This is a genomic window from Bacillus lumedeiriae (genome assembly GCF_044891285.1).
Taxonomy (GTDB): domain Bacteria; phylum Bacillota; class Bacilli; order Bacillales; family Domibacillaceae; genus Pseudobacillus; species Pseudobacillus lumedeiriae.
In genome coordinates this window covers 1-13,012 of the sequence record NZ_JAUIYO010000010.1, presented here as the reverse complement: position 1 = coordinate 13,012, position 13,012 = coordinate 1, and the positions used below count along the sequence as shown (strand labels likewise).

The 13,012-nt window shown below is 39.7% G+C and carries 11 protein-coding genes; 10 read left to right on the top strand and 1 reads right to left on the bottom strand.

All coding sequences use genetic code 11. From position 1 onward, the window contains the following. Positions 1–111: 111 nt before the first annotated feature. The 9 genes from QYG89_RS12180 to QYG89_RS12140 all read left to right on the top strand — a co-directional run bounded on the left by QYG89_RS12180 (position 112) and on the right by QYG89_RS12140 (position 10,887). Entirely contained in the window at positions 112–1,365 is a 1,254-nt protein-coding gene (locus QYG89_RS12180) for an MFS transporter (RefSeq protein ID WP_404317692.1), read from the top strand. A 75-nt stretch (positions 1,366–1,440) separates the two neighbouring features. Next, entirely contained in the window at positions 1,441–2,274 is an 834-nt protein-coding gene (locus tag QYG89_RS12175; RefSeq protein ID WP_404317690.1) for an MBL fold metallo-hydrolase, read from the top strand. A gap of 15 nt (positions 2,275–2,289) precedes the next feature. Further along, positions 2,290–3,381 carry a TAXI family TRAP transporter solute-binding subunit gene (locus tag QYG89_RS12170; RefSeq protein WP_404317689.1) on the top strand — a complete coding sequence of 364 codons (1,092 nt, stop codon included), beginning with the start codon at positions 2,290–2,292 and terminating at the stop codon, positions 3,379–3,381. Positions 3,382–3,486: 105 nt separating this feature from the next. Then, positions 3,487–5,454 carry a TRAP transporter permease gene (locus QYG89_RS12165; RefSeq protein WP_404317687.1) on the top strand — a complete coding sequence of 656 codons (1,968 nt, stop codon included), beginning with the start codon at positions 3,487–3,489 and terminating at the stop codon, positions 5,452–5,454. Positions 5,455–5,478: 24 nt separating this feature from the next. Next, a complete protein-coding gene (locus QYG89_RS12160; protein ID WP_404317686.1) occupies positions 5,479–6,924 on the top strand; it encodes an amidase in 1,446 nt (481 codons plus the stop codon). 306 nt (positions 6,925–7,230) lie between these two features. Beyond that, entirely contained in the window at positions 7,231–7,353 is a 123-nt protein-coding gene (locus QYG89_RS12155) for a symporter small accessory protein (protein WP_404317684.1), read from the top strand. Then, a complete protein-coding gene (locus QYG89_RS12150) occupies positions 7,350–8,930 on the top strand; it encodes a sodium:solute symporter family protein (RefSeq protein WP_404317682.1) in 1,581 nt (526 codons plus the stop codon). Before QYG89_RS12155 ends, QYG89_RS12150 begins: the two co-directional genes overlap by 4 nt. Before the next feature lie 114 nt (positions 8,931–9,044). Continuing rightward, positions 9,045–10,382: an aromatic ring-hydroxylating oxygenase subunit alpha gene (locus QYG89_RS12145; protein WP_404317680.1), complete on the top strand. Its 1,338-nt coding sequence runs from the start codon at positions 9,045–9,047 to the stop codon at positions 10,380–10,382. After that, a complete protein-coding gene (locus QYG89_RS12140; RefSeq protein WP_404317678.1) occupies positions 10,372–10,887 on the top strand; it encodes a 3-phenylpropionate/cinnamic acid dioxygenase subunit beta in 516 nt (171 codons plus the stop codon). Before QYG89_RS12145 ends, QYG89_RS12140 begins: the two co-directional genes overlap by 11 nt. 38 nt (positions 10,888–10,925) lie before the next feature. Here the strand turns inward: QYG89_RS12140 and QYG89_RS12135 are convergent, their stop codons facing one another. Continuing rightward, positions 10,926–11,816, bottom strand: a complete 891-nt coding sequence (locus QYG89_RS12135) for a helix-turn-helix domain-containing protein (protein WP_404317676.1) — start codon at positions 11,814–11,816, stop codon at positions 10,926–10,928. A gap of 301 nt (positions 11,817–12,117) precedes the next feature. Here QYG89_RS12135 and QYG89_RS12130 point away from each other — a divergent pair, with 301 nt between their 5' ends. Further along, entirely contained in the window at positions 12,118–12,771 is a 654-nt protein-coding gene (locus tag QYG89_RS12130) for a GntR family transcriptional regulator (protein ID WP_404317675.1), read from the top strand. Positions 12,772–13,012: the final 241 nt, after the last annotated feature.

The window sequence follows — 13,012 nt, the reverse complement described above, 5'->3', positions numbered from 1 at the left end:
TGAAAATATATACTCTTTTCACTCTTGAAGTCCATTCTATATCCGTAATAATCTGATTATTCGGAATTGCAGGTGACCTAGAGAAGATATTGAATTAACGGGAGTGGTTTAGTGCGTTGGGTTATCGTTGTATTTTTATTTTTTATGTACATCATTAATTATTCGGATAAGGCAATTTTGGGATATGCAGCAGTTCCTATTATGGAAGACTTAAATCTTACATATGCTCAGTTCGGAATGGTTGGAAGCAGTTTTTATTGGTTATTCTCCATTGCCGGAATCATTGGTGCTGCTTTGTCAGATAAAATAGGAACAAAGAAAATGTTGACCATTATGGCGATCGCTTGGACGGTATCCCAATTAGGAGCATTCGTTATTTATAGTTTGCCGCTGCTTGTTTTTTCTCGAATTTTTCTTGGTGCTTTTGAAGGGCCTTTTTTAGCTACAGCAGTGAACCATATTAGTAAATGGTTTCCTCCCGAACGGCGGGCATTTGCTACTTCACTCGTGACCTGTGGAAGCATGGGTGCTAAATTGATGGCTCCGCTTCTTGTTCTTATTATCCATAGCTATAGTTGGCGTATCGGTTTTGGATTTTTAGGAGCACTTAGCCTTACATGGTGTATTTTGTGGATGATCTTTGGACGTGAAAGACCTAAAAATCAAGTAATTAGCGATGAACCTAAAGAAAAAATGCCAAAGGTTACATGGGCAGAAATTTCTAAAGTATTGCTTTCTGCTAACTTTATTCTTACTACTTTAGCTTTCTTCTCTGCTTTTTGGGTGTTGTCATGGGTATTCGTTTGGATGCCGACTTATTTAACTAAAATCATTCAGTTATCACCAATGCAAATGGGGTATATCGTTGCAGGAATTGGTGTCTTCACTTCTGTCGGTTCTGTAGCTGTTGCTGCACTATCAGACTATGTGCTGAAGAAAACGAAAAGCCATCGAAAATCCCGTGTATTCGTAATTGGAATTGCTTTAATCCTAGGCTCTATTGCTTTTTTCTCAACTACGTTCGTAAAATCAACGGCAGGGGCCGTGATTGTTTTAGGATTAGGGTTAATGCTGGTTAACACGGTGTTCTCCATTGCTCCACAAATTGCCAATCAATTACTTCCAGAGAGAAAAGGTTTAGCATCAGGGATGTTAGTAGGGTTAGCAAATTTAGCGGGAATTATCGCTCCTGTTGTTACAGGATTTGTTGTTCAATTAGCAGGCGATAACACTCAGTTAGGCTTCAATTATTCAGTTATATTGGCGGCTTCAATCGTCTTAATTTTCAGCGTGATTTTCTTAATCTTTACAAATCCAGATAAACAATCTCAACAAGTCACCCAGCATCTTAAAATGAATGCGTAAAATAAACATAAAAATAGTCAGAATATTTTTAATTGGGAAAATAATAAAATCGTATACAAATGAGGTGAAGAATGGATGGAGTTTTTATTACAAATGCTCGGTACAGGAAGCCCAAGGCCAGATCTTGAACGATCAGGCCCGGCACAGGTGCTGTTTATAGATGATATACCGGTGCTTATTGACTGCGGGGAAGGAACCACGGGCCAGTTATTAAAAGCAGGAATTTTACCGGAAAGAATCAATCACTTATGGCTGACTCACTTGCACTCCGATCATTTATTTGGTTATGCCCAATTTTTAATTGGAGGCCAGGGAAATGGGCGGCGCGAACTTACTGTCGTGGGACCGGCTGGTACGAAAAAGTATCATGAAAGAACTTTGGAGATGTATGAAGAAGATATTCGCTATCGCTTATCACTCGGCCGCTCTCCAAAAGGATTAATGGATGTCAATATTATTGAAATTACAGAACCAGGTGAGGTCGAAAGTGATCTGCCGGTAAAAGTAACAGCGGAACGGATGGTGCATAACGTACCAACGTTTGGTTATCGATTTGAAGGAGATGGAAAAGCGGTCGTTATTTCTGGTGATACTGCACCGACAGATAGATTGATAGAATTCGCCCGTGGAGCAGATATTCTTGTGCAGGATGCGGCATTAACGACAACATCTGTTTATACAAAAGGTGAAAACAAGGAATTTGAAAAAGTATTTGTCAATTTGCAAAAAGAGCATTGCACTCCGGCTCAGTGCGGGGAAACTGCTGAACAAGCCGGTGTGAAAAAGCTCGTTCTGACGCATTTCCTTCCCGGGGCTGACCCTGAAGAAGCATGTCGGGAAGCACTAGAGGTATTTTCGGGGCCAGTGATTGCCGGGGAAGATTTACAACTTATTAAAATAGATGAATAAAAGGGGGATTGAACGATGGCTACATTGTTTAACAATAAAGTGAAGAAAATGTTAGTTGGAATGGCATCATTAGGCCTATCTCTAGCGCTGCTAAGTGGATGTGGAAACGAAGAAAAGGCGTCAGGTAAGGAGAAAGCAGGAGGAAGTGAGGGAGGAGTTGTAAGTATTGGGACGCATCCAGTGGGAATAGCTTATCATAGTGCGGGAGCTGGTATTGCCAAGGTAGTTAGTGAGAATTCGTCTGTTAAAATGATTGTCAGCCCTTTTGCTGGTTCATCCGCTTGGATGTCTTTATTAAATAAAGGTGAAATCGAAACAGGGATCACGGCTAAACCTGGAACCCAATGGGCATTTAATGGTGAGCATGATTATAAAGAGAAGAACAAAAATGTACGGCTTCTTGTAAAAGGAAACGATATAGTTGCCAGCGGATTGACGGTAAGAGAGGATTCCGGAATCAAAAATTTAAAGGATTTAAAAGGAAAAAGAATTGCGAGCGGTTATTCTGGTGATTCGATTATTCCGTTAATTTTCGAAGCACAATTGAAATCTGTCGGTTTATCTTTAGACGATGTAAAAGTTGTGCCAGTAGCAGATGTTGGACAAGGATTAAGCGCGCTCCGGGAAAATCGGGTAGATGCGGCTTTCACAGGAACCCCGACAGTGGCTTCGTTCTTAGAGGCAGATAACGCAGTCGGATTAAGAGCATTTAATTTTGGCGGAATGAGCGCTGATGAAATAGATAAAGTATCAGGAGAAACAATTAAGGAGATGCAGTCGTTAGTTCCCGGTATTGAATTAACTGTGTATAAAGGCGGTTTTGTAAAAGAAGACACAGTACTAGTAAAATATCCGATTGCTTTAGTAGCCTCCGCTGATTTGTCAGATGATCAAGCATATGAAATTGTAAAAACACTTTGGAAGAATCACAAGGAGTTACACCCGATATTTGGTTGGCTAGAGACTTGGACACCAAAAACGATGCTTGATAAAGATCCCCTTGTACCTTATCACCCAGGTGTGGTTCGCTTTTTGAAAGAAGAGGGTGTATGGACAGATGAGCTTGAACAGAAACAAAAAGAGTTACTAGAGAAAGCAAAACAATGATCTTTTATTGAAATTTTATATTTGAGGAAATCCAATGAATGAGGCGCTGCATGAATAGTATATATGTCGGCGCCTTAAAATGATTTCTCAGGAGGAGTGGAGTGAATGGAAAAAGAACAAATTGTTTCTGATGAAACACAAAGGTACAGACAGCTCAATGGTTCATTGAACTCTATATGGAAAGGAATCCTTTTTTTAATGCCGCTGCTTGGCATTATGTATATTCTTTCCATCCATCAATACTTTAACATTCCATTATTTAAACAGCAATATGTAGGGGTTTACTTAGCTCTTGTACTAGTGGCTATTTTCATTGGTGTCCCGGCTGGAAAAAATAAAAATCAGACGAAAGTACCTTGGTATGACTGGGGCTTGGCAGCAGTTGGGCTGGCTGTTGGTTTGTATGTTACTATATTTTATCCATCCATCTCACTGCAAATGGGGCTTGTAACGACGGATCGCCTAATTATGAGTGTGTTAGCCATTGGGGTTCTAATAGAAGCTTTGAGAAGGATGACGGGATGGATTCTTGTCGGAATTGTTCTTTTCTTCATTAGTTACGCTCTCACTGCTCCATATTTTCCAGGGGCGTTTGAAGGAAGAAGTGTCTCACTGAGTAATTTGTTTAACTATATGTATTTAGACTCGAGCAGTCTGCTTAGCATGCTCGATATCGCTGCGACAGTAGCTCTGGCCTTTATTATGTTTGGTCAAGTTCTTTTAAATTTTAAAGGAGGAGAAATTTTTAATAATACCGCTTTATCTATATTTGGACGCTATAAAGGTGGAGCTGCAAAAGCATCTATTGTCGGTTCAGGGATGGTTGGTTCTGTAACAGGGGGACCGGTAGCAAATGTTATGCTAACGGGTACGATGACTATTCCACTAATGATTCGAAGCGGGTTTACGAGGGTGCAGGCGGGGGCCATTGAATCAGTTGCTTCTACAGGAGGATCTTTTATGCCTCCGTTAATGGGAATTACAGCGTTTCTCATTGCGGAAAATTTAGGAGTTCCGTATAAGGAAGTTGCTTTGGCTGCGCTTATTCCTGCTCTATTATATTATTTGTCATTTTTCCTTCAAGTTCATTTAATTGCTGATAAAAGAAATTTAGCAGGCATTCCAAAGGATGAGCTGCCTACAGTAAAAAGCGTTTTGAGTAAAATTATTTATATCATTCCAATTTTCGTAATTTTTATCTATTTATTATTTGTAAAAGGATTTGCACCAGATACAGCTGCTATATATGGGGTTGGAATAGCCATTGTTATTTTATCGTTTCAAAAAGAAGTAAGAGTCGGCTTTCTAAAAAGAATGTACAACACGTTTATTGATACAGGAAGGGTACTGCTTGAAATCGGTGTTATTTTAGGAGTTGCCGGTTTAATTATGGGAGTAGTAGGTGTAACTGGGCTTGGCTATAATCTTGTACTTGCGTTATCAAGTTTAGGAAATAGTGGCTTATTTGTACTTCTCGCAGCTAGTGCAATCGTATCGATTATTCTTGGAATGGGAATGCCGGGGTTAGCTGCTTATGCTCTCGTTGCTGTCCTAGTAGCACCGACTATTGTTGATTTAGGGGTACAGCCAATGGCAGCACATTTATTTGTTTTTTACTTTGCGATGGTCTCAAGCTTTACACCGCCAATAGCTTTGGCCTGTTTTGCGGCTGCACCAATAGCAGGGGCCAGCGCACAAAAAATTGGGGTTGAGTCTTCAAAACTAGGAATTGTAGCTTATATCGTTCCATTTCTGTTTGTCTTCTCGCCGGCAATGCTGCTAACATATCAGGTCGACTACAGTGTGTCTCTGATTACATTTTCGATCGTGAAAGCTGTTATTGCTATATCGATTCTTTCTATTAGTATAGTCGGCTTTTTCAAAAGTCCTATCAGCTTATTTAGCCGCATCGTTCTTTTTATATTAGCGATAGCACTTTTGCTGCCTAATGATGATTTTATTCTTATGATCAGTACGTTTGGAGTTGGTTTAGCTTTAATAGGGGTAAAGTATTTCTTATTTAAAAAACCGAATAAAAAAGTAATAGAAACGTCTGTTGAAAAAGCCAATTAATGAGTAAGCAAGGAGTGGAGTAAAATGAATTTCACTGAATATTCGCGGTATGATGCTACAGGACTGGCTGAATTGGTTAATAAGAAAGAAGTAACTCCGAAAGAATTAACAGAAGCTGCTTTGGAAGGGGTTAAAAGATTAAATCCAGCGATTAATGCTGTTGTGCAAACTTTAGTTGAGCAATCGGATCAGGAAATAGAGAGGGGATTGCCTAATGGACCTTTTACAGGTGTTCCCTTTCTTATTAAGGAATTAGGCATACAAGCTGCAGGAGTGCCCATAAGCAGTGGCAGCCGTTTACTTGATGGCTTAGTATCAGCAAATGATGATGAGTTAATGAGAAGGTTTAAAAAAGCAGGATTAGTAACTGTGGGAACAACGACAACACCTGAATTTGGGTATAATTTTACTACTGAGTCTGTCCTCCATGGTCCTACACGAAATCCATGGGATATAGAGCGTAGTGCCGGAGGTTCTAGTGGAGGCGCTGCCGCTGCTGTAGCAGCAGGGATTGTTCCGATTGCACATGCAAATGATGGGGCAGGCTCCATTCGTGTGCCAGCTTCGTATAATGGACTAATTGGCTTTAAGCCGACACGGGGGCGCGTGCCAACTGGGCCAAATGCAGCCGAACCAGCATACGGCCGCTCTGCCAGCTTCGCCATTACCCGAAGCATCCGAGATACTGCTGTATTGCTTGATTATGTAAGTGGACCTGATGTTGGCTGTTATGCATGGGCAGAGCGGGCAAAAAGACCATATAGCCAAGAAATCCATAGCCCTCCGCGACGCCTTCGGATTGCATGGTCGGCGCATCCGCAAAACGATGCTCCTGTGAATGAGGAAGTGCTACGTGTTCTCCATCAAACAGTAAAGCTTTGTGAAGATTTGGGACACGAAATGATTGAAGCTTCCCCAGCCGTTGATGAGGAACGGCACTCTCTTGCTGCACTGCGCATTAAAGCGGCTTATACAACGAGCTCAATTAACCAAGCTGCTGCTAAACTCAATCGCATTCCTTCTGAGGAAAATCTTGAAACTGCTATTTGGTCTGCCTATCAAATTGGTCAAAGCCTAAAGGCTACTGAACTATTAGAGGCATTTCAAATCCAGAATATAATTTCAAGGTCCGTAGGAGAGTTCTTTACGAATTATGATGTGCTGCTTACACCGACGGCTGCTCAACTCCCGCCGTTGATCGGTGAGCTTGATATGAATGCACCAGGGAGTGATATGCAGACATTTGGTAAAAGAATATTTAACTATTTTCCATTTACTCGTCTATTTAATACAACCGGTCAGCCCGCTGTTTCCCTGCCGCTTGGCTGGAGTCGTTCGGGTCTTCCAATTGGAATGCAATTTGCCGGCTGCTTTGCTGATGAATCAACACTATTTAAGCTTGCTGGACAGCTAGAACAAGCTTGCCCATGGAATGAGAAACTTCCACTAGCAATACTACAAGTTCAATAAAAATTAGCTAAGCTATCCGCCATAAGCGTTAAATGAATGAAACCCTCTTTCAAAAAGTTGAGAGGGTATTTTTTTGTTCATGGCTATCAGAGAAAACTCTCATTGAATATAGGGATGTTAATCTTTCAAAAAATGAATAATTATTTTCGTCAAATAACTAATAGACTATGTCATTGTTTGACTTATTTTACCGTGATATCGTTAGTTTACAGTATATTTTGAATTATTAAAAATATGAGGTGCTTCAAATGTTTTCTTTGCAACCTGTATTTTGAATGAGCACTTTACAAATGAGGGGGAACGGTGATGGTGTTGGGGATGGAAGATGTCACAATTGCGTTAGCGTGGATCGCTACAGTTTTATCCATGGCAGGCTGTGTCATATTCGGTTTGGTTATGTGGAATCGAGGAAAGGAGGAATCTGAATGAATTTTGCCGTATTAATTCCGCTGCTTATTTTGTATCTTTCCCTTATGTCAGGACTTGCCTATTATGGCTACAAAAAGACGAGAACGGAAGCGGATTATTTAGTGGGAGGCCGTGATACACATCCTGTCATTATGGCCCTTTCTTACGGGGCTACCTTTACAAGTACAGCTTCATTAATTGGTTTTGGCGGTGTAGCTGCTATGTATGGTTTTGGATTGATGTGGCTTGCATGCTTAAATATTTTTCTTGGTGTATTTATTGCTTTCGCTCTCTTCGGTACACGGATTAGAAAATCATCTGCTGATTTAGGAGCTCATACATTTTCTGATCTATTAGGTAAGCGCTATCACTCTAAGTTCATTACTGTATTCTCAGGTGCTGTTATTTTTCTTTTTATGCCGGCTTACACGAGTATTGTGCTAGTAGGAGGAGGAAGATTCCTTCAGGAGACACTCGGTCTGAATTATAATGCTGGCTTGCTTATTCTTGCTATTATCGTAGGGTTTTACGTAATAGGCGGAGGTATTAAAGCCGTTATGTATACGGATGCTTTTGCCGCTGTTGTGATGTTAATAGGTATGGCTGTTTTCCTGTTTATGAGTTATCAGGCGGTAGGCGGTGTGATGGAAGGGCATAACGGTCTAAGCTCTTTAAAAAATATGATTCCGGAAGCACTTGTTGAACAGGGGCATCGTGGATGGACAGCTATGCCAGAAACGGGTTCACCGATTTGGTGGAGTCTTGTCAGTACGATCATTATGGGAGTGGGGATAGGTGTACTTGCACAGCCCCAATTGACTATGCGCTTTATGACTGTGAAGGACAACAATGCCCTTTACCGTTCTGTGCTAGTCGGTGGTGTTTTTATTTTCTTTATGACTGGTGCCGCTTTCATGATTGGTCCAATCAGCAATCTGTATTTTTACAATACATCCGGTGAAATATCTTTAAGCAACGCTAATGGGAATGTTGATGTTATTATTCCAATGTTTATTAGTGCTTTAATGCCGGAATGGTTTGTTTATTTATTTACGTTAACTCTTTTATCAGCGGCTATATCTACAATTAGCTCACTTATTCATCTTCAAGGATCAGCATTCGGTGAGGATATTTTAAAGAACTTTGGAATTAAATCAGTTTTAGGAATAGATGGTTCGCGAATTGGAGTCATCATTGGGGTAGTGGCTGCTGTGATCTTATCGTATATTTTGCCGGGCGGAATTATTGCACAGGCGACTGCATTTTGGTTTGGGATTTGCGCTGCAGGTTTCCTGCCGACAATGATCGGTGCTTTTTATTGGAAGGGTTCGACGAAACAAGGGGCACAAGCCAGTATGATTGCCGGCTTTCTAGTAAGTATTATTGGATTTCTATTCCTTCATGAAAAAGAAGCAGCAGCCATTGGTCTATCCAAAGTGCTCTTCGGCAAGAACACATTATCTATTTATCCATTGACGCATATCGATCCTTTGTTTTATGCACTTCCGCTTTCGGCTGTCATTTTTATCGTTGTAAGTTTAATGACTAAGACAAGATCAAATGAAATGGATGCGTCTAAAGCGAGTGAAGTGGGATAATCTTCAAGCGGCTATCCCCAGTAGATTTTGTTTACGATCTAGAAATGGTGTTAAGAACAATAAGTAAATAATAAGAAGTGTCAAACGAAACATATTGGGAGGTTGAGTGAAAGGATGAAAGCAGAAGAGTTACAGCAAATTAAAGAAAATATAGCAGAAGGGCATTTTCCTCAGTGGGCAGTGACAGATCCCGAAATATATGAACTGGAACAAGAAAAAATATTTGGTAGGACGTGGCTGTTTTTAGGGCATGAATCGGAATTGAAAGAGCCTGGGAGCTTTATAACGAGAATGATGGCCGATGATCCAATTCTTTTACAGAAAAGCAAGAATGGGGAAATTAAAGCTTTCTTGAATTCTTGTACTCATAGAGGAACCCGTCTATGTACAGAGGATTATGGGAATAAGAAAACACATACCTGTCCATATCATGGCTGGAGTTACAATCTTGATGGTGAACTGATCGGGATTGTCGCAGGCAATAAGGTGTACGGAGAAAAGATGGACAAAAGTGAATGGGGGCTTCGTCCAGTTCCTCGTGTGGAAAGCTATCAGGGGATGATCTTTGGGAGCTTTGATCCAAATGCTATGTCTCTAGAAGAATACTTAGGTGAAATGAAATGGTATTTTGATATTATGCTTGGCCGCAGCGATGGAGGGATGGAAGTTAGAGGTTTGCCGCAGCGCTGGGTTGTGAAGGCGAACTGGAAAATGACAAGTGAAAACTTTGAGGCTGATCCTTATCATGTTCAAACGACCCATCGATCTGCTGTGGAAATGAAGCTGACACCAACCGATCCTTTATATGCATCATATGGTCATCAAGTCGTTTTATCAAACGGACATGGGATTAATGTAATCACTTCAGCCACTGGGAAGTCGGCTAATAAGTATCAGGGGATGCCTGAGTCCATGTGGCCGATGTTTGAGAAGAATTTGAATAAAGAACAACTGGATGTTTTCTCGAAAGTAACGAATTTTGTTGGCGGTGTATTCCCGAATTTGTCATTTTTAAGCTCTTGCAGCGGGTCAGAGGGGACAAGGCATAATCATCTTCAATTTCGCGTATGGCGGCCAATAGGTCCAGATAAAGTGGAAGTTTGGGTATGGTATATGATTGATAAAGCACTTCCAGAGGAATACAAAGAAAAGTCATATAAAGGATTTCTTGCAACATTTGGAGCAGCGGGAACCTTAGAACAAGACGATACGGAAAACTTGGCCCGTATTGTTGAAGCAAGTCAGGGACGAATGGCAAGAGATAGAAAACTAAGCTATAACAATGTAGCCAATTATTTGATGGGATTGGATCATATAGAGCCGGATGAACATTTTCCGGGGCCGGGCATTGCTTATCCAACGTGTTATACCGATCACGTTGCGAGAAGTATGCATCAATATTGGTTAGAACTTATTACGAAAGAGTCAGGAGTGAAAGTCGGTGAATATTGAATTATTGAATACAGGATTACAGAATGAGATTACGCAATTCCTCTATAAAGAAGCCTATTTACTAGATCATCGTCAATACCGGGAATGGCTTGGCCTGCTTTCAGAAGATATCAAATATGTTATGCCATTACGAGTGACAGTCCAAAATAAGATGGGATCTAATATAAATGATGAAATGACGTATTTTACAGACTCAAAAAAAGACATTACGATGAAGGTAGAAAGACTGTATACGAAATCAGCTTGGGTGGAAGATCCTGCCCCAAGACAGCGGCATTTTATTAGCAATGTGATGATTGAACAAGGCAGCAGGCCCGATGAATATAAAGTCAGAAGTTATTTTCTATTTAAGCGGAGCAGAGCTTCAGAATTAAACACGGAAGAACTGTTCGGTGAACGGGAAGACGTGGTCCGGAAAGTGGATGGAGGTTGGGAAATTGCTGAACGTACCATTTATCCAGACCAGTCTGTTTTGACTGTCATGAACTTGAGTATGTTTCTGTAACAAAAAAGGAGAGAAGCTTCTCTCCTTTTTTGCTGTTTTTAAATAAAATCTCCATTACGACGATATTGTGCAGGGCTAATTCCGACGGTTTGGCGGAAGGCTCTGCTTAATTGACTTTGATCGTCAAATCCAATGAATTCTGCAATTTCTTTCATTGGAAGATCAGTGGTTAAAAGTAATTCACGGGCTTTTTGCATACGTACTTTTCTTACATATCCCATTGGAGACATTTTCAAGTTTTGTCTAAAAAGCAGACTTAAATGACTTTCGCTTAAAAATACTTCATTTGCCAAGACTTTTAAATTTAGTTTGTCAGCAAGATGATCATTGATAAAGTAAAAAAGGTGCTGCAGGCGCGGGTCAAATGTCGGGAAGGCTTCGGCTGCATAAGGACGAAGCAGAGTCAAAACTTCAACGAACCAGTCAATGGTCAGGGCATTAAAGCGAAGTACATCAATTGTTTGTTCCAGAGCTAGTTTTAATTCTTTGTTTTCGGATGAAAGCGTCTCTCTTCTTGCCGGTGTCCATTCGTCTTTAAGCCACATCCATAAATCAATTAATTTCTTAGACTTTATAGAATCAGTTAATTCAGTTACAGCAGGAAATTTGTATAGTGTCATTAAATTGAAGGGACCTAATTTATTTTCGATTGCTATTTCAAGATGATGCATAGATACAGGGGTGTTCATTTCTAATATTTCAAAAGGGAGCTGAGATGGAAAAACGACAAGATCTCCTTTTTGAACTTCATGTTGTACATTGTTGATTTTAACTATTTTTGTGCCTGAAATGACATACCAAAAGACAGTATATGGGCGATCGGTTTTCTCTATTTTCCAATCGGGGGTCCGAACATTCTCATCGATCCGATGTATGTGAAAATAAGTCTGGTTTAATTCATACTTTGTCTTAAATGTATTCAAATTCAACGAAAATCCCCCTGTTCAATGATTAAGTTGTACTAACAAGTTGTCTGTTTTGGTGGTAGGTCTAGTTAATGTTAAAAATTTTCTTCTGACAGTGATAATCATTTTTGTCAAATGAATAATTAATACTGCACTATGCTGGATCTGCTTTTTAATGATATTTTTAAAGTGTAATACAATTATAAAAAACAAATAATCTGAATTGTCAATAATAAGTTGGTGAAGGGCGGGAGATTACAGACGATGAATCAATTTATTTTTTAAAATATTTGAAATCATATATGATTTTATATATGATATAATCATGAAACAAAAACAAATTATTAATAAAACTCAACATGCTTATGAATTTTTAAAAACTCGGATACTGGATGGACAATACGGTCCGGGAAAACGGATTGTGATTGATCAAATTGCAAAGGAGCTAGGGCTAAGTACAATTCCTGTTAGAGAAGCGATTCGGCGGCTTGAAGCGGATGGTTTAGTTCAAAATAAGCCATATAGCGGAGCGATAGTAAGCGCTATCGATGAAACTGAATACGTTGAAACTCTTTCTGTTTTAGCTGTATTAGAAGGTTACGCTACTGCTCTAAGTTCACGTAATATCACGCAGGAACAAATTAAGAATTTGAATCAACTCAATATGGAAATGGAGGAGGCATTAAAAAATTTCGAGCTGGAGCAATTTCAAAAATTAAACTACCAATTTCACTCCATTATCTATGAGGAATGCGGGAATCAATTTTTAAAAGAAGAAATTCGCCAAATACAACAGAGGGTGGATCGCGTTCGTCGATCGATATTTACCTTTGTTCCAAAACGTGCTCTTGAATCAATAAGAGAACACTACCAAATTATTCAGCTTTTAAAGGAAAAAGCATCTTTAAACGGGATTGAAACGTTAGCTAGGGATCATAAGATGAATACTATTGTCGCATTTCAGGAGAGAGAATTTTAATTAGTCAGATAAAGAAAAAATTTATTTCATAAAAAATAAATTTTTTTATCGAAAATAGTCAGAAAATAAAATTAATTCTAATAAAAGGGAGAGAATGAGACATGTCAAAACTGGCAAAAGTTCAAGCGGCAAAAGAAAAATTAAAAGGGTCGATTGCACCGGTTATTACACCTTTCAAGCAGGATGAAAGTTTAGATATTGAAACATTTAAAAGTTTAGTGAACTGGCAGATTGAAAGCGG